The 24681-nt window shown below is 34.9% G+C and carries 24 protein-coding genes and 1 pseudogene; 21 read left to right on the top strand and 4 right to left on the bottom strand.

The window, feature by feature from the left end; translation table 11 throughout:
* Nucleotides 1-327: 327 nt before the first annotated feature.
* Nucleotides 328-1050, top strand: a complete 723-nt coding sequence (locus tag MKY02_RS14795) for an N-acetylmuramoyl-L-alanine amidase (protein ID WP_051448842.1) — start codon at nucleotides 328-330, stop codon at nucleotides 1048-1050.
* 64 nt (nucleotides 1051-1114) lie between these two features.
* Nucleotides 1115-1609 (top strand): hypothetical protein, encoded by a 495-nt coding sequence (locus tag MKY02_RS14790; protein ID WP_038190334.1) that lies wholly within the window; start codon nucleotides 1115-1117, stop codon nucleotides 1607-1609.
* Between the two features lie 136 nt (nucleotides 1610-1745).
* Here the strand turns inward: MKY02_RS14790 and MKY02_RS14785 are convergent, their stop codons facing one another.
* Nucleotides 1746-2030, bottom strand: a complete 285-nt coding sequence (locus tag MKY02_RS14785) for a hypothetical protein (protein WP_038190332.1) — start codon at nucleotides 2028-2030, stop codon at nucleotides 1746-1748.
* A 112-nt stretch (nucleotides 2031-2142) separates the two neighbouring features.
* Complete coding sequence (locus MKY02_RS14780; RefSeq protein WP_038190329.1) at nucleotides 2143-2421, bottom strand: hypothetical protein; 279 nt, start codon at nucleotides 2419-2421, stop codon at nucleotides 2143-2145.
* 600 nt (nucleotides 2422-3021) lie between these two features.
* Between MKY02_RS14780 and MKY02_RS14775 the strand changes: the two genes are divergently transcribed.
* The 3 genes and pseudogenes from MKY02_RS14775 to MKY02_RS22045 form a co-directional block, all read left to right on the top strand.
* Complete coding sequence (locus MKY02_RS14775; RefSeq protein WP_076033949.1) at nucleotides 3022-4227, top strand: EAL domain-containing protein; 1206 nt, start codon at nucleotides 3022-3024, stop codon at nucleotides 4225-4227.
* Between the two features lie 369 nt (nucleotides 4228-4596).
* Nucleotides 4597-5391, top strand: coding sequence for a VLRF1 family aeRF1-type release factor (locus MKY02_RS14770; RefSeq protein WP_076033948.1), 795 nt, complete (start codon nucleotides 4597-4599; stop codon nucleotides 5389-5391).
* Between the two features lie 236 nt (nucleotides 5392-5627).
* Nucleotides 5628-5775, top strand: a pseudogene (locus tag MKY02_RS22045) (glutathione-dependent formaldehyde dehydrogenase); the annotation flags it as partial.
* 205 nt (nucleotides 5776-5980) lie between these two features.
* Here the strand turns inward: MKY02_RS22045 and MKY02_RS14765 are convergent.
* The gene (locus MKY02_RS14765; protein ID WP_038190314.1) at nucleotides 5981-6487 is read right to left on the bottom strand and encodes a DUF3231 family protein; all 507 of its coding nucleotides are present in this window, start codon (nucleotides 6485-6487) and stop codon (nucleotides 5981-5983) included.
* A gap of 446 nt (nucleotides 6488-6933) precedes the next feature.
* Here MKY02_RS14765 and MKY02_RS14760 point away from each other — a divergent pair, with 446 nt between their 5' ends.
* The 5 genes from MKY02_RS14760 to MKY02_RS14740 all read left to right on the top strand — a co-directional run bounded on the left by MKY02_RS14760 (nucleotide 6934) and on the right by MKY02_RS14740 (nucleotide 10563).
* Nucleotides 6934-7791, top strand: coding sequence for a manganese catalase family protein (locus MKY02_RS14760; protein WP_038190311.1), 858 nt, complete (start codon nucleotides 6934-6936; stop codon nucleotides 7789-7791).
* Nucleotides 7792-7916: 125 nt separating this feature from the next.
* Complete coding sequence (locus MKY02_RS14755; protein ID WP_038190308.1) at nucleotides 7917-8171, top strand: GlsB/YeaQ/YmgE family stress response membrane protein; 255 nt, start codon at nucleotides 7917-7919, stop codon at nucleotides 8169-8171.
* Nucleotides 8172-8441: 270 nt separating this feature from the next.
* Entirely contained in the window at nucleotides 8442-9008 is a 567-nt protein-coding gene (locus tag MKY02_RS14750; protein WP_340711440.1) for a TetR/AcrR family transcriptional regulator, read from the top strand.
* Nucleotides 9009-9041: 33 nt separating this feature from the next.
* Nucleotides 9042-9581, top strand: a complete 540-nt coding sequence (locus MKY02_RS14745; RefSeq protein ID WP_210402619.1) for a DUF2798 domain-containing protein — start codon at nucleotides 9042-9044, stop codon at nucleotides 9579-9581.
* Nucleotides 9582-9792: 211 nt separating this feature from the next.
* A complete protein-coding gene (locus MKY02_RS14740) occupies nucleotides 9793-10563 on the top strand; it encodes a sporulation protein (protein WP_038190304.1) in 771 nt (256 codons plus the stop codon).
* 288 nt (nucleotides 10564-10851) lie between these two features.
* On the opposite strand, the gene MKY02_RS14735 is transcribed toward MKY02_RS14740, so the two are convergent.
* The gene (locus MKY02_RS14735) at nucleotides 10852-11976 is read right to left on the bottom strand and encodes an amidohydrolase (protein WP_038190301.1); all 1125 of its coding nucleotides are present in this window, start codon (nucleotides 11974-11976) and stop codon (nucleotides 10852-10854) included.
* A gap of 180 nt (nucleotides 11977-12156) precedes the next feature.
* Between MKY02_RS14735 and MKY02_RS14730 the strand changes: the two genes are divergently transcribed.
* From MKY02_RS14730 to MKY02_RS14680, 11 genes are all read left to right on the top strand, one after another.
* Complete coding sequence (locus MKY02_RS14730; RefSeq protein ID WP_038190298.1) at nucleotides 12157-12606, top strand: Lrp/AsnC family transcriptional regulator; 450 nt, start codon at nucleotides 12157-12159, stop codon at nucleotides 12604-12606.
* Nucleotides 12607-12703: 97 nt separating this feature from the next.
* Nucleotides 12704-13552, top strand: coding sequence for a M55 family metallopeptidase (locus tag MKY02_RS14725; RefSeq protein ID WP_340711438.1), 849 nt, complete (start codon nucleotides 12704-12706; stop codon nucleotides 13550-13552).
* A 36-nt stretch (nucleotides 13553-13588) separates the two neighbouring features.
* Nucleotides 13589-14515, top strand: a complete 927-nt coding sequence (locus MKY02_RS14720) for an ABC transporter permease (RefSeq protein ID WP_038190292.1) — start codon at nucleotides 13589-13591, stop codon at nucleotides 14513-14515.
* A 3-nt stretch (nucleotides 14516-14518) separates the two neighbouring features.
* Entirely contained in the window at nucleotides 14519-15460 is a 942-nt protein-coding gene (locus MKY02_RS14715; RefSeq protein ID WP_340711437.1) for an ABC transporter permease, read from the top strand.
* Between the two features lie 13 nt (nucleotides 15461-15473).
* Nucleotides 15474-16520, top strand: a complete 1047-nt coding sequence (locus MKY02_RS14710; RefSeq protein WP_038190287.1) for an ABC transporter ATP-binding protein — start codon at nucleotides 15474-15476, stop codon at nucleotides 16518-16520.
* Nucleotides 16513-17463 carry an ABC transporter ATP-binding protein gene (locus tag MKY02_RS14705; protein ID WP_038190276.1) on the top strand — a complete coding sequence of 317 codons (951 nt, stop codon included), beginning with the start codon at nucleotides 16513-16515 and terminating at the stop codon, nucleotides 17461-17463. Before MKY02_RS14710 ends, MKY02_RS14705 begins: the two co-directional genes overlap by 8 nt.
* A 27-nt stretch (nucleotides 17464-17490) precedes the next feature.
* On the top strand, nucleotides 17491-19119 hold the full coding sequence (locus MKY02_RS14700) for a peptide ABC transporter substrate-binding protein (RefSeq protein WP_038190271.1): 1629 nt from the start codon (nucleotides 17491-17493) through the stop codon (nucleotides 19117-19119).
* Between the two features lie 161 nt (nucleotides 19120-19280).
* On the top strand, nucleotides 19281-19658 hold the full coding sequence (locus tag MKY02_RS14695; protein WP_038190266.1) for a DUF3899 domain-containing protein: 378 nt from the start codon (nucleotides 19281-19283) through the stop codon (nucleotides 19656-19658).
* A 49-nt stretch (nucleotides 19659-19707) separates the two neighbouring features.
* The gene (locus MKY02_RS14690) at nucleotides 19708-21522 is read left to right on the top strand and encodes a S9 family peptidase (protein WP_038190263.1); all 1815 of its coding nucleotides are present in this window, start codon (nucleotides 19708-19710) and stop codon (nucleotides 21520-21522) included.
* Nucleotides 21523-21633: 111 nt separating this feature from the next.
* Nucleotides 21634-22938 carry an amidohydrolase gene (locus MKY02_RS14685; RefSeq protein ID WP_076033947.1) on the top strand — a complete coding sequence of 435 codons (1305 nt, stop codon included), beginning with the start codon at nucleotides 21634-21636 and terminating at the stop codon, nucleotides 22936-22938.
* 503 nt (nucleotides 22939-23441) lie between these two features.
* Nucleotides 23442-24653: a NupC/NupG family nucleoside CNT transporter gene (locus MKY02_RS14680; RefSeq protein ID WP_038190249.1), complete on the top strand. Its 1212-nt coding sequence runs from the start codon at nucleotides 23442-23444 to the stop codon at nucleotides 24651-24653.
* Nucleotides 24654-24681 lie beyond the last annotated feature (28 nt).

Genomic DNA, 24681 nt, shown 5'->3' with positions numbered 1-24681 from the left:
CAGATGCTTCCTTGCATCTGGTTTTTTTTTACGAAAAAACGCTTTCTTTAAGTTTATAAAGACTATGTAACAAGTAAAGGAGGATAATGCTACATCGTGACTTATCATGCTGACGAAATGTCTGGACTATGAAATATGCTTTACAATGGCATCTATCTAGGTTGTAACCTGTTTTATTCAGTATGTTTTCTATCATGATGTGAAAAATAGGCTTTAAACTCATATTTTTCACAAAAGTAGTAGGTTCAGCATTTATTAGTTAGTAATGACACTGTTATTGAGTTTTTATTAAGGACAAGAATAGGTATAGAAGGAGGTGAAAAACAAGTGGTCAAAATTAGAAAACACTTAGTTTCACAATCAATCACGAATAAAGTAACAAGTGGGACAGGAAACGGTCGCAAATGGATTACTATCCACGAGACAGATAATACAAGAAAAACCGCTAGTGCAAATGCACATGCTCGTTTACAAGCAATGGGAAATAGCCGTGCTGCTTCTTGGCACTGGACAGTAGACGATAAGGAAGCTGTACAATCATTTAATCATAGCGTAAAGTGTTGGGCTGCGGGGGATGGAAATGGCGATGGTAATGCAAACTCTATTCACATTGAAATTTGTGTGAATGAAGATGGAAATTACAAAAAAGCAGTAGAAAATACTGCCATTTTAGTAGCTAAAATTATGAAAGATGAAAAGATTCCTATTAGTAATGTTGTTCAACACAATCATTGGAGTGGTAAAAACTGTCCATCTAAAATGAGAAGTGGTAAAGCGGCTTTTACTTGGTCTACATTCCGTAAATTAGTTACAACAATCAAAATTACTACAGTTTCAAAGCCAAAAACAAACAAGACTTTCCAGATTCAAGTATTAGCAAACGTATTGAATTACTACGATGGCCCACGGTGGTCAAAACCCACTGGTACAGTAAAAAAAGGAGAAAGGTTAACTATTGAAAAAAAAGTACTTGTAGATGGTTCTGCGATGTATAAGACTGTTAGCGGAACATATGTGACAGCGAGCTCCAAATATGTGAAAAAACTTTAATCCCTCAAATGAAAAGCTAATTGATTTTAAATGCCTCATCTTGGTTCGAAGGGAGGTAAATTTAATGGCATTTAATAATCCAAGTTGGAGAAGGTTCATAAGTGCTCACTTACTCAAACACGTAGAACCTATTGCAGGTAGTATAGTCTATTGTAAATTACTAGGACTGCCCAATACAATAATTGGTTCTCCAGATCATACTGGCATATATGTTGGTAATAGAAGAATAATAGAATTAAATGGTAACGAAAAAATTATCGAAGTAGGTTACTATAATTTTTTAAATGGTTCATCTGTACGCTCTGGAACAGAACTATATGTAGCTTGCGATATGAATGGTAATGTTTTGCATGACCCAGCAATTGCTAAAAGAGCGATAGCAGCAAGAAATACGCACAATGGTTATCATCTTATTAGAAACAATTGCCATATGTTCACATCACGTTGTATAAAAGGCACTAATAATGATCCACTTGATGCAACATTTTTGAACGTCGAAAGAAATATAAAAAGACATTTTGGCGTTCCAGCAATTAGTTGGAGGACAGTAAAACAGTGATTTCATATAATCTAATCTATAGAATAAACTGAAGCAGAAAATTTAATTAGATTTTAATAGATAGTAAAAATTGTCAAGCTGGTTTTAATTCATGCTTGGCTTTTTTTATTCAAGTTTAAGTGATAAATGTAAACCGTTATCTTCTATCAATTTTTCGTTCTATTCTAGCTAATTGATCTACGATAAAATCTAGTTGCTTTTGCATGTTTTTTAATTGGCGATTATTATTTGATTGGTTCTTTGTGTTTAACTGTTCTTCTGCTTGAATTTCATTTATCTCCTCTACAATGGCTAGAGCGGATAAAGCATCCGCTATTATTGTAACAGTAGCTGCAAGAACCTCAATTTTGGCGGAATTTTTTGTTCCGGGTAATGCAGAACTTAATTCATCTAAATCTATATTCACGTTATTCTTCTTCAATGCTTTACCCTCCTTCAGATAAAACAATAGTTCCAATAAAATAAATTAACGAGATATCAATTATTGTAGATTTTAAATAGTAAAATAACTTCATCTTTTCGTTTGTAATTTCTTATTTCTCTGGATTCCTGTAACTAATAAGAGTACATTTTAAAGCAGCATAATTTCCTACAGCTGCATATCCGTAAAACCAGCCCATAAATATACCAGCGAAAAAATCGTGTCGGTGGCTAATGAAAATTGAAATAAATAATCCAAAGAATAATGAGATTGTAGGAACAAATTTTGAAGGGGTATGATAAATGATTTTAAATAGTTGAGTAATAATCATAATAATTGGAATGGCAATAACAGCATCCCAAAAATTTGTATGGATAATAGGGAAATTCATGCACACACCACTTTCAACTAGTTTGAATATATTTTCGCCTTAAATAAAGGAATTATTCAATTAGTTATTTTGCGGTATGAGTGACATGCTAATAATGAATGTATAATATCGAAGAAAAGGTAAGTTTATAAAAAAATTAGATTTGAATGTTTACATATTAATTTTTCCTACTCTTATATTTAATATTAATTTTAAACGATGCATACAACATATCATTTTTAATTAAATTATCTAAAAAAAATAAAGACCAATCATCATAAGTACACAACGAATGCTCTTTTAAAATTTAAATTCTTTATATAGTGTATGATAATCTTATGCAGGTGTAACTTGTCCAAAATGCACTGTAAATAAAGAGTGTAGAAGAAAATGGTGTAGGCTTTACTTCATGCGGAATTTAACTTAAATATGAGTTAGTATCAAATGGTCTACCTATTATTGGTGAAGTGAATTTATTGGATTTTGTTTTGTTTAATTTTGGTGAAAGTTCAATTGAGTTCATTTGCATAATCACGTATGACGGCATATCATGAAAATGGAGATAATTGTTTCATGATTTAAAGATTGTCTTATGGTCAATCGGTTAAGGAGGTTTATGGGATGGACGCAATTGATGTATTAACAAACCTAGAGAAGTTGAAAGCGCACTTCCAACCCATTTTTAGTGCAGACGAACATGTTGTTATTGCATATGAAGTCTCTGGCAAGCTTATAGACAATGAAGAGCTTATTAGTTTAAATACATTCGCCTACGATGATGATATTCCAGAAGAGTATCGAGTGGAAGTGGAGCATAAAATTTTGCATTTAGCTCTTGCCCAACTAGCGAAGGAATCTAAGGATTTCGATATTTACTTACCATGCAATGCAAACTTGTTAGTACTTGACTATGGGGAAAGTTTTTTCGAAATAATAAAAAAATATATCCCCGAGGAAGAGCTAAGTCGAATTGTTCTTGTAATTTCAGAGCATAATTTTAATGGTGAATTCAGACAGCTTAATAATATCATTCGTTATTTCCAAACATATGGTATGAAGATTGCAATTAATCAAGTCGGTTCTGAAAGTCATTGGGATTATATTAAAACATTGTCTCCTAATATTTTGAAGTTGGATATAGGGCAATTGAGTTATCAATCTTGGGGTGAGCAAAATGATTTGTTCACATCACTTGGTAAATTAGCTCGTAAAATTGGTGCAAATATGTTATTTGAAGGTATTGATAAAGAATATAAACTTCAATTTGCGTGGAAAAATGGAGGACGTTATTATCAAGGGAAATATCTAGCTGATGTACATACAGGAACAATTCCACGAGATCAACTGAAAAAAAGTTTTAAAGAACGCTGTCAGCAGTTTATCTTAACAGAAAAGCGATTGTTGGAGGATAATTACAATGCATTGAAAACTTTGCAAAATGCATTAGAGAAATCCGTACAACGAATGAAGCCTTCAAGCAATAATACGGACCAACTTCTAGCGCTTGCTAAAGAACTCGATGCATATTCCTTCCGACTTTATATATGTGATGGTGAGGGATTTCAAACATCACCTAATATCATGTGTATCGATAAGAAATGGCATATACAAGAAGAAGCAGTTAATAAAAACTGGAGCTGGCGTCCATACTTCTTAAAAACGATTATTGAAATGCGTAATGACCAAAGTGGTGTGTTATCTGACCTATATAGCGATATCGACACAGGGGAAATGACACGTACATTCTCTATACCTGTCAGTGTGAATGAATACCTATTTATTGATATTTCCTACGATTATTTATACAACCATAATATTTTTAGATGAAAAGGGGTACTGCTAAGGGAGAGATTTTCTCTTTCTTGCAGTACTTTTTTCTTTTTGTATTTAGTTTGAAAAATTTTTATTTACAGCTATTTTTTATCAGAAGAAAAGTTTTTTGAAGCTCGATTTATTTTTCACTAATTAAACTGCAACCACTAGCGTATTCACTGACATTACACCTTTTTTATATTTCATTTCTGCGCAATAAAATGTCTCCAATTTAATCAGAATAAGAATATAATTTTTCTCAATCTAAATTATCTTTTGCAATTCCATTAATGTAGTTTCTGATTCGTTTTAGAATTAGCGTGTGTGGGTATGTTAATTGGGTAAGCTTATATGGATGTAAAACTTAAGGAGGTTACTGAATTTATGTCAATAAGTAAAGAGCTTAATGCCCTAAAAGAATTTCAATGTAACGATCGTTGTGTGTTGAGTGTGTATTTAAATACAAATCCAGCTGATCCGGACCAGCTGAAAGGTGCATGGAAAATTCATTTGAAAAGTGGTTTAAAGCGAATGGAAGAGTATATAACTGCTTCTAAAAATGAAGATGAACTAAAAGCATTTAAAAAAGTGAAAGATAAAGTCGTTAAAGAAATAGATGACCATTCGAATGAGTTACGAAAAGGAGTCGTTATTTTTGCTTCGGACAATCCAAGTTTGTGGTCGGTCCACTATGTCCAAGTACAGGTGAAAACGAGCTTCCACTGGGAGAATCATCCAGTACTTGAAGAAATGGAATACATGTATAAGGCTTACCCAGATGCAGGAATTATTTTACCGAGCTTTGGGGAGGTACGTATTCTAGATACAGCAATGGGCTTCTTGAATGATGAACTTATTTACGATTTCGAACCGAATCTGGAAGAATGGGGCAATCGAAAAAAAGTGACGCCTGACAATCATCCGGGCATTGGAAGCAGCAATGCGGGTGCTTTAGAGCCTCGGCTGAAAGAAAATTTGGGCCGATTCTTTAAAGGAATGGGCGAGATTGTTGAGCGATTGAAGAAAGAGCGTGGCTGGAAGGAGATACATGTGGCCGGAGAAATTGAAATGGCAAAGGCTTTCGCTGAAACCTTACGCGAAAAACCAGCTAGCTGCATTCACAAAAACCTAAATAACAGCAGTGCAAACGAAGTGCTCCACGAAATTTTTGAAAAATAACGATGTACCAAAAAAAACTAACTGACTCAATGAGCCAGTTAGTTTTTTTGAGTTCTAGATTATGACAAATGACAAACTTTTTATAGTAGGAAGAATTGCGTTGGTAAGATTATGAGTAAGCTTACCTAAACTACCTAAACATTTACTTAGGTTACTTTTCATTGCTCAACCAATTATCTACTAAAGAAGAGAGAAGAATATTGGCATTTATTATACCAATTAGGTATGATGCTTGAATACAAGTTGGAACAATAAGTAAAATTGCAATGGGTGCTGTACGTAAAAAAGGAAGTATTCAAATGACTGGCGCCGTATTGCGTATATGGTGCTAAGTACAATCAGTTTCCTATGGGATTTCTATTTGAAAGAAATATTTATATAAAAAAATATTGGCTGGAGAATTTGACCTAACGAAAATCATTATACAGATATACATAAATTACCACTTAAGTAAAAAAGTGAAGCTTATAAATTATTATTAACGAATATAAGATGAATGTATTAAAATTATAATGAAAACTTAAATAAAAATAACAAGAAAAGGGACCTTCTAATAGGTCCCTTTACCATTCAAATTACAGTTACGTTATTATTCCGGCACATCTGTGTGAAGAGGTGGTGGAACAATCCATCCTTTTTCTTTGTTTAGTTTTAAAAGTTTCGCTCCAAATAGTGCCCATTCTGTATGGAATTTACCAAACATCCTTGCAATATCCTCACGTAAACATTGCCCCATTACTTGGCTACAAGAAACTAAACCCTGTCCAACATTTACAGCAACTGTGGCACTAATTTCGATATCCTCAAATCTTGCACCAACAGGAATATCTTCAGTCGTTGCTTTCGGGCGACTTGGTAATGCAGGTGGAGGAACAATACCGTTATTTTTTAATAGTTCCACAACCTCTTTATTATGCGATTGCATCATTTCTATAACTTGTGTGAGTAGCTTTTTCAAGTCTTTATCTCCAACATGATTAACAAATGTCTCATACCCACTTATTAGTCCATTGTTTGCTGCAACAAATGACCAGGAACCCATTACTTCACCATAATGCATAGGTTCTTTTTTTGAATTATTATCCATAACGCCCATTAATCAACACACTCCTTAAGGTATTATTTATTCCTTCATATTTTGTATTACTAATAATTTTTAATACATTAAATAATGGTTATGGAGATTTTACCAATTCTATATATGAAATTTTTTAGTATATAAAAGAGAGGTTGAAACAACATAAAAATGAATAAATAGTTAAAGCGTTGTTTTTTGGGACAATGACTTATTTTACAGTGAGGATAATAAATATATCTCGGCTACGTCTGTAAATAGTGGAAAAGGAATAGAAGTACTTCCATATTTGTTCTGTTATACATTACAGATAGTTAAAATTATTTAAGTGGGACTTGCTGATTAATTTGAACAAATATCAATACCTATTAAAGGTAAATATTTGTCATAAGTTAATTCGAATATTTCTCCTTTTATTACTCATGCTATATAGAGTGATAAGATTGAATAGTGTAGGAGGAATATACATGTACTACTACAAAGAAGAATTAATAAACATAATAACACCGGATAAACCAGACCCAGAAGCTGCACGTGTTTTACAAGAAATATTAGGCGGTCATTATGGTGAAATGAGAACAATGATGCAATATTTTTTCCAAAGCTCAAATTTCCGGGGGAAAGAGACACAATATCGGGATTTACTTCGTGGAGTATTCCTTGAAGAAATTGCGCATGTTGAACTAGCGCAAAATACAATTAATCAATTATTAAATGACTCTGGCGAATCATTAGAGCCTGGAAATGGCGGAGAGGATCATGCACCCTTAGATGACGTAATAAAACATGCCAATCCCCATCACTATATAATTGGTGCTCAAGCTTCATTACCAGTTGATGCAGCAGGTAACCCATGGAATGGATCTTGGGTTTATGCACATGGAAATTTAGTAGCTGATTTGCTCAATAATTTAGTCCTTGAATCAACTGGAGTTCTTCAAAAAACGCGTCTTTATGAAATGAGCTCAAATAAAACTTTCCGAGAAACACTCGGTTTCTTAATTGTTCGTGATAATGCACATCAAAATGCTTTTGCTAAAGCATTAGAAACTTTAGGAGTTGATTGGGGTAAACTCTTCCCAGTCCCCAATTACGATATTAACAAATACCCTGAATGTCGAAAATTTATTGATTTAGGATATCATAATGCACAGTTTAATTTTAGACTAGACCCAACTAGAATAGGCGAGATTTTCCAAGGTACAACGCCTAGCAGAAATCAAGGAAACCTTGAGGTAACAGAACCACCAAAGGGTTTCCCAGTTCCTCAGTTACCTGATATGCCCAATGAGCATAGTCCTGGATTATATGATTTAAATAATTAATCTGATTTGATATTAATCATGAGTTCTTACATAGGACTCATACTCATTAAATTTGAAGCGAATTACGCGTTTTACTTTTAGTTATTTAGGTAACATTATATCAAGTTTAGAAAGGAGGTTTTGTCATGTTTAGTTTTCTTTGGTTCCTAATAATAGGTGGTATTCTAGGATGGGTAGCGAGCATGATTATAGGTAAGGACATCCCTGGTGGAATTATAGGTAATATTATTGCAGGTATTATTGGAGCCTGGATAGGCGGAAAATTATTGGGTCAGTGGGGCCCAACGTTAAGTGATTTCTATATATTCCCTGCCTTACTTGGTTCGATAATATTGATACTCATCGTTAGTTTTATTTTGAAGTTAATGAATAAAGATTAGAACCTGAGCATTTGCTCAGGTTTTTTTGTTACTAAATATAGATTCTAAACTGACTATTACAAGCACAGGCTCATATGTGGCGCGATTTGAGATTCTCTTTATGTTAAATCTCATTTGGTTGACACTCATTTTATTAGTATGTCTTTCAGAAAGAATGAACGTTTTAACTTTCCTTCAATATTTTTTACGAAAAGATAAATTTCTTGACTTATAAAATGTAGATTTGATATATTAATAAACAGACCGGTCGGTTTGGAGGTTAAGACTATTATGGGATTAGATAAAAAAGAATTGATAGTTCAAACTGCGACAAATCTTTTTCGAAAAAAAGGCTATTTAGGTGTTGGGATAAGCGAAATCTTAACAGAATGTAATCTTTCAAAAGGTGGGTTTTATCACCACTTTCCAAATGGAAAAGAAGAATTACTCATCACCTGTCTAAATTCGATGAATGAAGTTATTACGCAGGATATAAAAGAAATTTTTGGACGTTATCAAACTACACAAGCAGCTATTCAGGCAATGCTGGAAGAATTAATAATTCAATTTGATAGGGACGAAACAATTATTGGTTATACATTTAACAGTATTGTTAGTGAAATAGGATCAGTGAGTGAGCGAGTTAGAGAAGCTTGCGAGGACTCTTTTACAAAGATTCAAGAAATTTATTCGGCTAAATTAATGGCAGATGGTTATTCGAAAGAAGAAGCTAATTCATTTGCTCTTATGATGACTGCCACAATTGAAGGTGGTATAATGCTTTGTTTAACGAAAAAAACAAGTGAACCACTTCAAACAATCGCAAGTTTATTACCAAATACATTAAAAGTAGTTTAATTTAATCAGCATCACTTTTGAAAGGAAGAGACTATGCAACAAGTAGTAGCTATGCAAAATGAAAAAATGCAATATGAAACAAGATTACCTAGGAATGCTAAAGAAGGACTATTGTACGGTACGATTATCTCTACATTGACAGTTATTTTAATGACATCTATCAATATTATATTAAATGTGCCAGAAGATTTAAGTAGTGGACAAGTATTTTTGCAAATTATTAAAGCCTTACCGATTATGTGGGTTATCGTTATGATAATTGAACCTGCTGTAATAGGCCGTATTGCTGAAAACCTAGTGTCCAAATTTACACTGCCAACAGATAGCTTTAATTCTAAAATTTTATTCCGAATTATCTTCACTGTATTTGGTATGTCCATCGCTATGACATTAATCGGTGATATTGTAGGAAATGGTTTTAGTACTGAAATTTTCAGCCGTTTTTTATCAAACTGGCCAAGAAACTTAGTTATTGTATTAATCGCTGAGAGTTTAGTAATTCAACCCATTGCACGATTTGCGATGGTTAAATTACACGCCACGCAAGATCGTAAGAATGTTGAATCAAACTGAATTAAATAAGACACTTTAGAAATAAAGAGGATCGATTACGATCCTTTTAATTTTGGCTATATTTGTTCTGCCATCCAATATTATTAATTGATTTCCATCACACAAAACTTAAACTATTCTTTTGTTTGCGGAATGAAATAAAAATTTGAAACTTATTAATTGTAGTATTCGTATAGTATTTGTAAATAATTTGATGTAGGGGGATTTATTGATGTCATTTTTTAATAAAATACTAGCGAGTTTTGGAGTAGGCGGAGCAAAGGTTGATACGAAGCTGGAAAAAGCGGAGTATGTCGCTGGTGAAATAATGCGAGGAGAAGTTGAAGTGTATGGAGGGAATCTGGAGCAACAAATTGATTCCATTTATTTGACTGTAAATACTACTTATATCCGAGAGTCTGATGATAAAAAGTATACAGATTCTGCGACAGTGAAACAGTATAAAATCACTGCTCCGTTTACTATTGGAGTTAATGAAACAAAAGTAATTCCATTTGAAATCAATCTCCCAACTGATACGCCAATAACATATGGAAATACACAAGTTTGGGTTAGTACAGGATTAGATATTAAAAATAGTGTAGATCCTACAGATAAGGATTTTATAGCTATTCGTCCAACTAGACTTGTGGTGCAAATTTTAGAGGCGATAGATCAACTAGGATTCAAACTACGCAAAGTGGAATGTGAGCAAGCTTCTTCTAAAATTCGTAGTAATTATCCGTTTGTGCAAGAATTTGAGTTTATTCCAACAAACGGAGTTTATAGAGGAAAGCTAGATGAACTAGAAATTTTATTCCTTACACAAACTGAACAATCTGCGGAAATTCTTATGCAAGTGGATCGAAAAGCAAGAGGTTTTGGAGGATTTTTAGCAGAAGCAATGGAAATGGATGAAAGTCATATTAGACTATCAATCACGGTACAAGATTTACCTAAATTACAAGAGAAGTTAAAACAAATTATTTCTAACCATGTTTGATGAAATTATCTAAGCTAATAATAGAGGGGTACATTGGCAATTACAATGTGTATCTGAATTTTACCATTATTAAAAACCAATAATCAAAATAGCAAGCCTTACCTCATTAATTATCGAGGTAAGGCTCAATTATTTTTTAAGTAGTACCTTAATCTGGTCTTACACTAAAGTCTAAAGCACTATCTCAATATTTATTGTGCGATTAACCTTTGACTATCAAATAAGATAATGAATAGTAATTTGAGAACCTAAGTGTAGAAAACTCTTCTTAAGACAGAATTAATATAATCAATTAACAATTTCACCATTAATAAATACTTTTTCAACCTTACTGTTAAGATCGAATGGGTTACCACTCCAGATAACAAAGTCAGCATCTTTATTCGGTAAAATCGACCCGACGCGATCGTCAACTCCAAGATGCTTAGCAGCGTTTAATGTAATAGCTTGCAAGGCTTGTTGTTCGGTTATTCCGTTTTTAATTGCATGTATAGCACTTGTTACTAGATATTCAATACCAACGACTGGATGATCTGTAGTAATAGAACATGGAACTCCTGCATCTAAAAGTGTTTTGATTGTAGACCATTTTTTATCTTTTAACTCCACTTTTGAACGTGTGGACATAGTTGGTCCTACAGAAACTCGCACATCGTGTTTTGCAATATAATCAGCAATATGATGCCCTTCAGTACAATGCTCGATCGTCACATTAATATCAAATTCACGTTTAATGCGAAGTATTGTTAAAATATCATCTGCTCTATGTGCATGAACGCGCAAAGGAATCTCTTTATTTAAAACTTTAGCCATATTTTCTAAATCTAGCTTTCTATCCTTTTTCTCAGAGTTGATATAATTTTGTGCCTCAATTAATTTCTCGCGTATTAAGGCAGCAACACCCATTCTAGTAACAGGCATTTTCCCCTTAGCTCCATGAAATCTTTTAGGATTTTCCCCAGTTGCTGCTTTCATACCAGAAGGTGATTTAATAACCATCTCATCGACAATGGTACCAGCTGTTTTTAAAACAACCATCTCTCCTCCGATTACATTAGCACTTCCAGGCATTACTTGAACTGTTGTTACCCCAGCTTTACGAGCATCTGCAAATCCAATTTCCATAGGATTAATACCATCTAAAGCACGTATTTGTGGTGTTACCGGATGACTAGTTTCATTGAAATCAGCTCCTTCAATACCAACACCCTCTTCAGAAACTCCAAGATGAGTATGTACATCTATTAAACCAGGTGTAATTATTTTTCCTTTTGCATCAATTACTGCATAGGCTTCTGTTATTTTCTCCTCAGACTCAATTCTTTCAAAAACGCCATTTTTTACGAAAATGACGTGATTTTCTAGAGACTCACCATTACCATTCCAAATTATTGCATTCTTAATTGCTATCATTCCAAAACCCCCAATTTTTATAAAAAAAGGTTTGCAATATAAAAATAGTTAATATAAACTAATCTCTAATATTCCTTTTTCAGATAATATAATTTTTTCTGAATATTGTAAAGCGGTATAAAACGCTAAAATAATCCTGATTCCAGTAGTGAAGAGAAAAAGAAAGAGAGAAGGGATCACTTGAAATATGAAGTCGATGAGTTAGATCACGGCATTATTAAGCATCTATCTAAAGACGGTCGTTTATCCTTTACTGAATTATCGATACGTCTGCAAGTGACAGAAAAAACTATTCGTCTACGCTATAAGAATTTATTAGACAAAGGGTTCCTTGAAGTAGTAGGAGTAGTAAATCCTTTAGCAGTAGGACTTAAAGCGGGAGCGATTATTCAAGTCAAGGTGAAAGCAAATTCAATCTCAAAGGTAATTGAAGATTTAAAGGAGATTAGAGAAATTCGTTTTATCACTGTGACGTCGGGGGAATATCCAATTCTTTTTCAAATAACGGTGAAAGATCAAATAAGAATCACGGAAATCCTACGTGAAGTCAATAAAATCGAATGCATTACTGAAGTCAATACGATCATTCAGCTTGAGGTACACAAAAATACATTTGAATATATTTTCTAAAAATCTGAATAAATTTTTCAGAATAATCAGTATTTTATGATGTGAGAATAATAAAGCTTCGGCTTTTTTATAGAACAATGTAAGGGGGTAGGCAATAATGAAAATTTTTATTTCGGCTGATATGGAAGGGATTTCAGGTGTAGCGACTAACCAACAATTGAAAACTCCTTTTGAATATCAACGTTTTCGAAAGTTGATGACAGCAGATGTAAATGCAGCGATTGAAGGAGCCATTAATGGAGGAGCTACAGAAGTAGTAGTAGCAGATGGCCACGGTAACATGTCCAATATCCTAATAGAACACTTAGACATACGGGCTAGATTGATCTCTGGAAACAACAGAGTAATGTGCCAGTTAGAAGGTTTGGATGACTCTTTCGATGGTATTTTGTTTGTCGGACATCATGGACGTGAAGGGGGCTCTGATGTAGCAGTTATTAGCCATACACTAGCAGGGATTTGTGTGAATGAAATGACAATTAATGGTCAGGTAGTCGGTGAAACAGAGATGAATACTTATGTAGCAGGTGCATTTGGTGTTCCACCTTTGTTCATTAGTGGAGATGACGCGTATGTGAACGAGGTACTAGAAACATTACCTAATGTTGAAGCAGCTATTACTAAACGTGCAGTAGATCGCTTTGCTGCAGAGTTAATTCATCCTGAGATAGCGCGTCAACAGATTCGACAACAAGTCGAAGTGGCAGTAAAAAATTCTGCTGACCAAAAACCAGTTGTATTATCGGGACCTATTACATTTGAAATCGAATTTAAAGGGTCACAGCAAGCAAAAATGACAACAACTATTCCTAGTGTGGAATTAATTGGATCAAAGAAAATACGCTTTACTTGTGATGACATGATTACAGCTTATAAACATATGTGGGGCTGTGTAATTATTGCGATGGCGGCAACAAACGGAGTTTTAGGAAGTGTCAATACATAATAAGTTGACGTATTTAGAACGGGGGTGTAGATAGGTATGTATATTGTAAAAAGATTTATGACAATGATTCTTACCATCTGGGTCATAGCTTCATTAACATTTTTTATCATGAATATGATTCCTGGAGATCCATTTGCATCAGATGCTGATGTACTACCTAAAGAGGTAGTAGAAAATATGAGAGCTAAATATAACTTAGACGAACCGGTACCGGTGCAATATGTCTTGTATTTAAAAAATTTAGTTATGTTGGATTTAGGACCATCTATTAAATCAGAATCCCGTACCGTAAATGACATTATAACTTCAGGGTTTCCAGCCTCTGCAACGCTCGGAATTCAAGCGATAATTGTAGCGCTCGTCTTTGGGCTCTTACTAGGGATCGTTGCTGCATTAAATCATAATAGATTACTCGATAATGCGGCTATGATTTTTGCCATCATTGGTATATCGGTACCTAGTTTTATATTATCGCCATTACTGATCAATATCTTTGCAGTGAAATTTGGAATACTTCCTGTAGCTTCTTGGGGAACATGGCAACATTCTGTCCTACCTACTTTAGCACTTGCAACTACACCGTTAGCGGTTGTTGCTAGATATATGCGTTCTAGTATGCTGGAGGTTATGAATCAGAACTATATTAAAACGGCGGATGCAAAAGGGTTATCTACCTTTAAAATTGTGCTAAATCACGGAGTTCGAAATGCGATTTTACCGGTTGTATCCTTCATTGGTCCACTATTCGTCTCGCTAATTACAGGTACATTTGTTATCGAAAAAATATTCGCAGTACCAGGTATAGGTAAATACTTCGTGGATAGTATATTTAATCGTGATTATCCCGTCATCATGGGGACAACCGTGTTCTTCAGTACAATCTTAGTTGTCACTTTATTTTTAATCGATATTTCTTACCGTTTTATTGATCCAAGAATTAAGCTGACTAGCAAGGGGGATTAGCAGATGGTAAAAGTATTGAACGATTCTATGTTTCGTCCAGTAGATCCAAGTAAGCTGCAGACAGATGAAATCCAACGTCCTAGCTTAGGAGTTTTTAAAGAAACTCTTCTTAGTATCCTTAAAAACAAATTAGCTATAATAGGACTTTTCCTTTTAGTTGTAATTATCTTTTTAGCAATTTTTGGACCATCGATGGTTCCATATAGTGGCTCCCAACAAAATCTAACGAATGTCAATAAAGCACCGTCAGGAGAACATTGGTTTGGAACAGATAACTTAGGTCGTGATATGTGGAGTCGTACATGGCAAGGTGCACGTGTATCTTTAACTATTGGCTTTATAGCAGCGATTGTAGATTTAGTTTTAGGAGTAGTAGTCGGTGGTATATCTGGATACATGGCAGGAAGAGGTAAATTAGGAGACCGCGTTGATAGTTTGCTAATGAGAATTGTAGAAATTCTATACGGAATCCCTTATTTGCTAGTAGTAATTCTATTAATGGTTATCATGGAGCCAGGTATAACTACAATAATAATAGCTTTATCTATTACTGGTTGGGTTGGAATGGCGAGAATTATAAGAGGACAAATTTTACTTCTAAAATCTCAGGAGTATGTTTTAGCTGCTGAAAAACTAGGTACTTCTCATGTCAAAATTATTACACGTCACTTATTACCAAATACAATGGGGATTATCATTATTAATTTAACATTTACGATTCCTACAGCTATTTTCTCAGAGGCCTTTTTGAGCTTCTTAGGTCTTGGGGTACAAGCTCCATTTGCAAGTTGGGGAACGATGGCTAATGATTCACTTGGTGTTATTTTAAGTGGACATTGGTGGAGATTGTTTTTCCCTGGATTCATGATCGCACTGACGATGTTTGCATTTAACGCCTTTGGTGATGGAATACAAGATGCACTCGATCCAAGAGCTCGTAAGTAGGAGGTACAAAACAATGAATCATTTACTAGAAGTTAATAATTTAGAGATAAATTTCAAAACATACGGCGGGGAAGTAAAGGCAGTAAGAGACGTCTCCTTCCATGTTGATAAAGGGGAAGTAGTTGCCATTGTTGGTGAAAGTGGCAGTGGAAAAAGTGTCACTGTCCAATCTATTATGGGGCTAATTCCAACTCCTCCAGGCATTATTAAAGGCGGCAGTATTAAATTCCAAGGAAAAGAACTACTAAGGGCTTCAAAAAGGGAAATGCGAAAAGTAAAAGGGTCTAAAATCGGCATGATATTTCAAGATCCGATGACGTCATTAAATCCAACAATGATCGTTGGTAAGCAAATTGCTGAAGGACTCATCACTCATCAAAAATTATCTAAACAAGAAGCCAAAAAGAAAGCGATAGAAATGATTAAGCAGGTAGGAATTCCAAATCCAGAGGAGCGTTACAACCAATTCCCACACGAGTTTAGTGGGGGGATGAGACAACGTGTAATGATTGCAATCGCACTTGCTTGTAATCCGGAATTACTTATTGCAGATGAACCCACCACAGCCCTAGATGTTACTATACAAGCACAAGTCTTAGAGTTAATGAAGAAATTGCAAAAGGACACTCAAACAGCGATTATTCTCATTACTCATGATTTAGGTGTTGTAGCAGAAACTGCTCAACGAGTAATGGTGATGTATGGAGGTATCATGGTTGAAAGTGCAACCGTTTTCGATTTATTTGAAAATCCAAAACACCCGTATACATGGGGATTGTTGAACTCGATTCCGAACTTAGAAGGAACAGAAAAGAAACAATTAATACCTATTGAAGGCTCTCCACCTGATCTTTTTTCTCCACCTAAGGGTTGCCCATTTGCACCGCGATGCAAGTATGCAATGGATATATGTTTAGAAGAAATGCCAGGAGACTATCAAATTGATGAATCGCATTCTGCACGATGCTGGCTAAATGATACTCGAGCACCTAAAATGGAAATGCCTTTTGCATTAGAAAAGGATAAAACAGTTACAGTTGGGGGTGAGAGTATTGACTAAGAATTTAGTAGAAATCCAATCTTTAAAAAAATATTTTAAAATTAAATCCGATGTTACTGTTAAATCAGTTGATGATATCTCATTCTACATTCGAAAAGGGGAAACGTTTGGTCTTGTTGGAGAAAGTGGGAGTGGGAAGTCTACTTTAGGGAAAACGCTCGTTGGACTCCAAGCGGCATCGGATGGAGATATAATATACGATGGTCAGAATATTAAACAATTAAATAAAGAAATGAAAAGAAATGTGAATAAAGAAATGCAGATTATTTTCCAAGATCCACATGCATCACTGAATCCTAGAATGCGAGTGGGCGACATTATCGCTGAAGGAATCGATGCCTATAAGCTATTTAGTGGCAAAGAGCGTACCAATCGAATTTATGAATTATTAGAGCGTGTTGGTTTGAGTCCACAACATGCTAAACGCTATCCTCATGAATTTAGCGGTGGGCAAAGACAAAGAATTGGCATAGCACGTGCATTGGCAGTAGAACCAAAATTTATCGTTGCGGACGAGCCTATTTCAGCACTAGATGTATCTATTCAAGCACAGGTTATTAATCTATTGGAAGATTTAAAGACATCTGAAGATTTAACGTACCTATTTATCGCACATGACCTTGGAATGGTAAAACATATTAGTGATCGAATCGGTGTGATGTACTTAGGTAAGATGATGGAATTAAGTAATAGTGATGACATGTTCACGAATCCATTACATCCATATACCCAGGCATTATTATCAGCTATACCGAAAACAAATCCACGTGATGCAAAAAGAGAACGAATTGTCCTTGCTGGTGATCCACCAAGCCCGACCAATCCACCAAGTGGTTGTCGATTCCGAACGAGATGCCCTCATGCAATGGAGGTATGCGCATTGCAAGAGCCTCAGTGGAAAGAGGTAGAGAAAGAGCATTGGACGGCTTGTCACTTATATTAATATGAATAGAAAGAAGGGGGAAATAAAATGAAAAAATGGTTATTGTCATTACTTTTAGTGCTAGTAACAGGCTCTGCTTTGGCAGGATGTTATGGTGGAGGAGAAGATGAATCATCCAAAGGAGATAAAACGGACAAAGGTAACATTAAACAAGAGATTGTCGTAAATGCGAGTAGTGAACCTCCAGCAATTGACCCTGCTAAGGCAACAGATACAACTTCTGGTTGGGTACTAGATCATATTTTTGAAGGTCTATATACTCGTGATAAGGATGGGAAGCCGGTTTTAGGTGCAGCTAAAGATGTGAAGACATCTGATGATGGAAAAACTTATACATTTACTCTTCGTGACGACGTAAAATGGTCTGATGGGTCTCAAGTTACTGCGGGTGACTTTGAATATGCATGGAAAAGGGTATTAAATCCCGAAACTGGAAGTGCGTTTTCATTTTACCTTTACTATATTAAAGGTGCAGAAGAATACAACAAAGGTAAAGGTAAAGTGGAGGATGTTGGGGTAACTGCTGTAGATGATAAAACACTTGAAGTTCAATTGAATGCGCCATTAGGTTACTTTGATAGCTTACTTACATTGTGGACATTCTATCCAGTTCAACAAAAGCTGGTTGAAAGTAATGAGAACTGGGCTGCAGATGCAAACACATATATTAGTAATGGTCCATTTAAGATGACGGAATGGAAGCATGAAAGTAATGTAGTGATTGAAAAGAACAATGAATACTACGATAAAGACGTAGTGAAATTAGATAAAGTGACTTTCAAAATAGTAAATGAAGCTACAACTTATTATCAAATGTTCAAAACAGGAGAATTAGATTTAATCAGTACATTACCAAGTGATGTTCTTGCAACTGAAAAAGATAATGAAGATTATCGTGAAGAACCTTACTACGGAACATATATGTACATGTTCAATGTTAAGAAAGAACCATTTACAAATGCAAAAGTTCGTAAAGCTTTCGCAATGTCAATTGACCGTAAAGCATTGACAGAAAATGTAACGTTAGGTGGAGAAACACCAGCATATGCAATGGTTCCTGAAGGCGCAGAAACACCAGAAGGAGATTTCCGTAAAGTTGGTGGCGATTACTTTGAAGAAAATGCTAAGGAAGCCAAAAAGCTGTTAGCAGAAGGTATGGCCGAAGAGGGCTGGAGCAAGCTTCCAGAAGTAACATTACTTTATAACACGGCTGAAAATCATAAAAAAATTGCAGAAGCAGTACAAGAAATGATTGATCAAAACTTAGGTGTCAAACTTAAACTAAGTAACCAAGAGTGGGGTACTTATCTAGAAACAACAAAACAAGGAAACTTCCAAATGGCTCGTATGGGATGGATTGGTATTTTTGTTGATCCTGTTGTTAATCTTGACTACTACCTAGGTGATAGTCCTAACAACCGTACAGGATGGGTAAATAAAGAATATGATTCTATTATTGCTAAGTCTAAAGTAGAGCAAGATGTAAATAAACGCTATGAGCTTTTGCATCAAGCGGAGAAAATTTTGATGACGGATATGCCGTTTATGCCTGTGAATTTCTATAAATATAATTACTTAACAAATCCTGATTTTGAAAACATCGCTTATTATGTGAATCGTTTCCCTCAATTTAAATGGGCAGAAAAAACGAAATAAAACGTTTTATTCATAAATTGTGAGTTGTAAATTGATAAAGTCCCTTGGCCAGCAGTTTACCGAAGAGAGCGTAAGCTTTTCTAAGAAGACATGGAATTGTAAGGGGCTTTATCTTTTTTACTTATAGCTATAACTGATTCAAATTAATAAGAGGTGATAGAATGAAAAGATTTTTTTTACTTACAAGTGCTCTGGCCATGCTTTGGGTAGGCATCATGCTGCTCTTAAATTGGACACTAGTTGAATGGATTAACTACACATTTCTTTTCGGTTTAACCGCTGCAATAATATCTGCTTGTATTAATATTTGGCAAACTAGATTTTTCAGTGTGTTTACTAGAGGATTTCGATCACTAGGGCATTTTATCATTCCTATGAACAAGTCTAGATCACTAGAACGTGCAAATCAGCAGCTCGCTAATGATGCAAATTTAAATCAATTTAAACAAAAGATAGCCCAAGTATTGTTTTTCTCGATTTCTAGTTTAGCTGCTTCTTCAATTTTTGTAAGTATTATTGGATTAATATTTTACTATTAGTAGAAATACATAAATGTAGATACTATCTATTAAAAGGAGACTGAAAATAATGATAAATTCGGATCAAGTTTTATCTGAGTACTTAAATGTACGTGGGGGATTCCAGCCACAAGTGATCCCAAATCAACAAGCTATTACTTTTATTTCTAAAGAAACTGGTATTCCACAAGTTTGGAAGTGGGATGTAACAACAGCTGAAATTCAACAATACTCTGACCTGCCAGACCGAGTTCTAGCTGTATACCATTCTCCATCAGGAAAGCAAATGATTGTAGGAATAGATGAAAAAGGAAATGAAAAACAGCAATTTCACTTATTGAGAGAAAAAGATTCGTATGCAAAGGAACTTGTAGTATCAAAAGAACATTTTCACCAATTTGGCGGATGGTCTTCAGACGAAAGTAAAATTGCATTCACAAGTAATCGTCGTCATCCGGGTTACTTCGATATATTTATCCTAGATGTGGAAACAAAAACAGAGGAAGTTGTTTATCAGGTAGATGGCAATTGTACTCCTATTGGTTGGACAAAAGATGGAGAGCATTTAATCATTAGCATGCCTGAAACAAATATTGATCAATCTTACTACATACTAAACTTAAACAAGAAAGAGCTTTGTAAATTATTCGAAGGAAATCCTTTATCTAGATATCAGTCACTTCAGCAGAGTAATAATGGAGAGAGTGGATTCATCCTGACTGATGTTGGTCAAGATACTTTAGGCATCCATAAATTTAATTTTAAAGAATCTTCTCAACTACAGGAACTACTTACATTCGACAAATGGGATATTGAAGAAATTAAATTATCTCCAGACAATTCTATCCTAGCATTTACTACAAACGAGGGTGGAGTCTCTCTTCTTGGAATTTATGATTTAATAAAACAGAAGCATCATTATATCGAAGGTGTTCCAAGCGGGGTAGTGGAATCTCTAACTTGGCTAAATGATAATGAACTTTACTTTGGACTAAAAAGCCCCATACTTCCTGGTGATATTTGGAGAGTATCTTTGAATGACAACAAAGTAGAACGTGTCACATTCATAGGCGAGGCTAAGGAAGTACAACACTTGTGGCAGCAACCAGAGCTTTGTACATTTTCTTCTTTTGATGGTTTGGAAGTACCTTACTTTCTATATGGTAAAAAGGAAGAAGCTCAGCCGGTAGTAGTGTATGTTCACGGTGGACCCGAGTATCAACTACGAGCTGAGTATAACCCTGTGATTCAGTATCTAGCAGCGAATGGCTTTGCAGTAGCGGCACCGAATGTGCGAGGAAGTATGGGGTATGGACGAAAATACGTGAAATTGGATGATGTACGAAAGCGTATGGATTCTGTAGCTGATTTAAAATGGCTAGCAAATGATTTAGTACATACGCATGGAGCCGACTCCGAACGAATCGGTATTATGGGACGTAGCTATGGTGGATTTATGGTTTTAGCTGCCCTAACACATTATGCTGATATATGGGCGGCAGGAGTGGATATTGTAGGGATATCCCATTTCAAATCATTCTTAGAAAATACAGGGGCATGGCGCAGAAAATTACGTGAATATGAATATGGATCATTAAAAGATGATGTTGATTTCTTTGAAGAAATCGCACCATTAAATCATTCCGATAAAATAAAAGTACCTTTACTTATTTTCCACGGCAGAAACGATACACGAGTCCCTGTTAGTGAAGCCGAACAGCTAACGGCAGATTTAAAAGAGCAAGGAAAGCAAGTAGATCTTATTATTTTTGAGGACGAAGGTCACCAAACGGAAAAAATCGAAAATCATATTAAAATGAATACGGAAATAGTTCAATTCATGCAAAAGTTTTTAAAGGTACAGGAAGTCAATTTTAAGTCTTAATAACACAAATATTAGATAGTCGTGTTGCAGATATGTTTTTTCTGTTTTCTTTTTTTCAACAGTTTGTCTAGTAAGACAAGTATCTAATTATTAATCTAAGGAGTGTGTTTTATGAAACTATTTACAACTACTTCAAATTTAATTGAACAAATGGTTGCGTGGAGAAGAGATTTCCATCAGTACCCTGAGACAGGCTGGACGGAATTTCGTACAGCTTCAATAATCGCACATGAATTGCACAAATTAGGTTTACATGTACAAATAGGAAAAGAGGTTGTGTCAGAAGAAAGGATGGGCGTCCCCTCTGATGACGAGTTAGCAGTTTACTATGAGAATGCAAAAAGTAACGGTGGCTACGTAAAATATATGGAAAAGATGGTTGGGGGATATACAGGTGTTGTTGCTACAATTAAAGGAAAAAAAACAGGACCTTCCATTGCTTTCCGTTTTGATATGGATGCGCTAGATATACTTGAAAATGATGAAATTACACATTTTCCGAAACAATTTGATTTTCGCTCAAAATATGCAGGGAAAATGCATGCTTGTGGACATGATGCCCATAGCGCAATTGGTTTAGGCTTAGCACAAGTCCTTGCAAATAATGTGGATCAAATTGAAGGTACTATTAAAATTATTTTTCAACCAGCTGAAGAAGGTGTTCGCGGAGCAAAGTCAATGGTCGCTGCTGGAGTTGTAGATGATGTGGATTATTTTTTAGGTATGCATGTAGGAATAAATGTACCATTGGGTACAGTAATAGCTGGTGCAGATGGGTTTTTAGCTACAACTAAAATAGATGCAAAATTTACTGGGAAAGCTGCACATGCAGGGGCTGAACCTGAAAAGGGGAAAAATGCTTTACTTGCTGCAGCTTCGGCAATATTGGGTCTTCATACAATTACACAACATAGTGATGGTGCATCACGTATCAATGTTGGAACTTGTATATCAGGAGATGGACGTAATATTGTACCAGCTCATGCCTCATTAAAATTAGAAACACGTGGTGAAAATAACTCGGTACATACTTATGTACATGAGCAAGCACTATCTGTTTTAGAAGGAGCCTCTAAAATGTATGGAACAGAGCTTACTTATGAAATAGTTGGTGAAGCTAAAACGTGTGCTTCTTCAGAGGAATTAATAGATTTAGTTGGCCTTGCAGCAAAAGATATTAATGGTGTAGAGGAAGTACTATTGAGAAGTAAGTTTGCGGGTGGTTCAGAAGATGCAACTTATATGATGGACCAAGTTCAGCGACAAGGGGGACTTGCCACATATGCAATTTTTGGTACAACGTTAGCAGCTGGTCATCATCATGAAAAATTTGATATTGATGAAGCTGTATTTCCAATCATTCTAAACACGTGGTTAGAAACAATTGAACGAATTTATCAATATCAATATAATTAATTTTATATTGATAATAGGATAAATTATTTTTCTTAGTTATTAGTAGCTTATAATTAAAAGTCCTAAATAAGTTACTTTCATTCATAAAAAAGAAAAGCTAAATTAGTCAAATTACTAAACGCAATAATCTATAACTCTTGTACAAGAGGAGAAGTCAAAGCCATTAAAATATTTAAGTATAAATTTCAATATAGATTCGGTAAAAGTTCTAGTGCTAAGTATGGCATTAGAACTTTTTTTATTGAATTAAGTACGGAGTCAATATTTTAACAATAGAATGTGATAATTTTTTAGATTTAGGGAATTACTATTTCAAGTCAGTTTCTAAAGAGGAACAATTATTTTGAATGGTTAAAAAAGAATGAAAATATAGAATAATATTTCAATTTACATCCTTAGTGCTATTTGTTAAGATGCTCTAAGGTTGTCTGTTGTCAGATGTCTAATTAAGGGATTTGATAAAAGGGATTGTTTTTCTACTACATACAAAGAAGGTGTCTAATATGAACGTATTATGGGGGATTTGCGGTATAATAGCTATTCTTGGTATAGCTTTTTTATTGTCAAGTTCCAAAAAATCAATCAATTTGCGAACAGTTGTTGGAGGATTAGTAATTCAAATTTTGTTTGCTTTTATCGTTTTAAAATGGGAAACAGGGCGTGAAGGTCTCCTAGCTTTTTCAAATGGTATACAAAATTTAATCTCTTATGCAAGTGAAGGGATTTCCTTCGTATTTGGTCCTGCAGCGGATACTAAAAATTTCGGTTTTGTTTTTGCTTTTCAAGTATTGACCGTTATCATTTTCTTCTCTTCTCTAATTTCTGTTTTATATTATTTAGGAATTATGCAGTTCTTTATTCGAATTCTTGGTGGAGCTCTTTCAAAGCTTTTGGGAACAAGTAAGGCAGAATCTGTTTCGGCTGCTGCAAATATTTTTGTAGGACAGACGGAGGCACCTCTTGTTATACGACCATTTATTGCGAATATGACAAAATCAGAGCTTTTTGCTATTATGACCGGAGGACTTGCTTCGGTTTCAGGGTCAGTTTTAGTAGGGTATGCATTATTAGGAGTTCCATTAGAATATTTGGTTGCTGCAAGCTTTATGGCTGCTCCAGCAGGATTAATTTTAGCTAAAATTATGATTCCTGAAACGGAAGTCGTGAATGAAGAAAACTTCACTATGGAAAAAGATGATTCATCTGTCAACGTAGTTGATGCAGCTGCACGTGGTGCTAGTGATGGATTAAAACTTGCGTTAAATGTAGGTGCGATGCTACTTGCATTTATTGCAATTATCGCACTTCTTAATGGACTACTAGGTGGAATAGGAAGTATTTTTGGATTTAAGGAGTTAACACTTGAGGGGATTTTAGGATTTGTTTTTTCACCACTTGCATTTGTTATAGGAGTTCCTTGGTCAGAAGCAGTCCAGGCAGGATCTTTTATAGGTCAAAAGTTAGTGCTAAACGAATTCGTTGCTTATTCTGCTTTTGCACCTGAAATTGCATCATTATCTCCAAAAACAGTAATTGTAGTAAGCTTCGCATTATGTGGATTTGCAAACTTAAGCTCGATGGCGATGTTGTTAGGCGGTTTAGGTTCGATGGCACCAAGCCGTCGCGAAGATGTTGCACGCTTAGGATTTAGAGCTGTCGCCTCAGGGATGTTGGCTTCATTATTAAGCGCTGCCATAGCAGGCATGTTTTTATAATTGGGCAGATTAAAAACGTAACTAAGAA

It is taken from the genome of Viridibacillus sp. FSL R5-0888 (assembly GCF_038009105.1).
Taxonomy (GTDB): domain Bacteria; phylum Bacillota; class Bacilli; order Bacillales_A; family Planococcaceae; genus Viridibacillus; species Viridibacillus arenosi.
Note: the sequence above shows the minus strand (reverse complement) of the source record. Positions and strands in the feature narration are given on the sequence as shown.

Excerpts from the sequence above, each read along its gene's own strand:
- MKY02_RS14770 (WP_076033948.1), top strand. The coding sequence starts at position 4,597 with ATGTCAATAAGTAAAGAGCTTAATGCCCTAAAAGAATTTCAATGTAAC.
- MKY02_RS14695 (WP_038190266.1), top strand. The coding sequence starts at position 19,281 with ATGAAAAGATTTTTTTTACTTACAAGTGCTCTGGCCATGCTTTGGGTA.
- MKY02_RS14740 (WP_038190304.1), top strand. The coding sequence starts at position 9,793 with ATGTCATTTTTTAATAAAATACTAGCGAGTTTTGGAGTAGGCGGAGCA.
- MKY02_RS14755 (WP_038190308.1), top strand. The coding sequence starts at position 7,917 with ATGTTTAGTTTTCTTTGGTTCCTAATAATAGGTGGTATTCTAGGATGG.
- MKY02_RS14735 (WP_038190301.1), bottom strand. The coding sequence starts at position 11,976 with ATGATAGCAATTAAGAATGCAATAATTTGGAATGGTAATGGTGAGTCT.
- MKY02_RS14680 (WP_038190249.1), top strand. The coding sequence starts at position 23,442 with ATGAACGTATTATGGGGGATTTGCGGTATAATAGCTATTCTTGGTATA.
- MKY02_RS14720 (WP_038190292.1), top strand. The coding sequence starts at position 13,589 with ATGTATATTGTAAAAAGATTTATGACAATGATTCTTACCATCTGGGTC.
- MKY02_RS14715 (WP_340711437.1), top strand. The coding sequence starts at position 14,519 with ATGGTAAAAGTATTGAACGATTCTATGTTTCGTCCAGTAGATCCAAGT.
- MKY02_RS14710 (WP_038190287.1), top strand. The coding sequence starts at position 15,474 with ATGAATCATTTACTAGAAGTTAATAATTTAGAGATAAATTTCAAAACA.
- MKY02_RS14765 (WP_038190314.1), bottom strand. The coding sequence starts at position 6,487 with ATGGGCGTTATGGATAATAATTCAAAAAAAGAACCTATGCATTATGGT.
- MKY02_RS14700 (WP_038190271.1), top strand. The coding sequence starts at position 17,491 with ATGAAAAAATGGTTATTGTCATTACTTTTAGTGCTAGTAACAGGCTCT.
- MKY02_RS14760 (WP_038190311.1), top strand. The coding sequence starts at position 6,934 with ATGTACTACTACAAAGAAGAATTAATAAACATAATAACACCGGATAAA.
- MKY02_RS14690 (WP_038190263.1), top strand. The coding sequence starts at position 19,708 with ATGATAAATTCGGATCAAGTTTTATCTGAGTACTTAAATGTACGTGGG.
- MKY02_RS14790 (WP_038190334.1), top strand. The coding sequence starts at position 1,115 with ATGGCATTTAATAATCCAAGTTGGAGAAGGTTCATAAGTGCTCACTTA.
- MKY02_RS14685 (WP_076033947.1), top strand. The coding sequence starts at position 21,634 with ATGAAACTATTTACAACTACTTCAAATTTAATTGAACAAATGGTTGCG.
- MKY02_RS14745 (WP_210402619.1), top strand. The coding sequence starts at position 9,042 with ATGCAACAAGTAGTAGCTATGCAAAATGAAAAAATGCAATATGAAACA.
- MKY02_RS14750 (WP_340711440.1), top strand. The coding sequence starts at position 8,442 with ATGGGATTAGATAAAAAAGAATTGATAGTTCAAACTGCGACAAATCTT.
- MKY02_RS14780 (WP_038190329.1), bottom strand. The coding sequence starts at position 2,421 with ATGAATTTCCCTATTATCCATACAAATTTTTGGGATGCTGTTATTGCC.
- MKY02_RS14725 (WP_340711438.1), top strand. The coding sequence starts at position 12,704 with ATGAAAATTTTTATTTCGGCTGATATGGAAGGGATTTCAGGTGTAGCG.
- MKY02_RS14775 (WP_076033949.1), top strand. The coding sequence starts at position 3,022 with ATGGACGCAATTGATGTATTAACAAACCTAGAGAAGTTGAAAGCGCAC.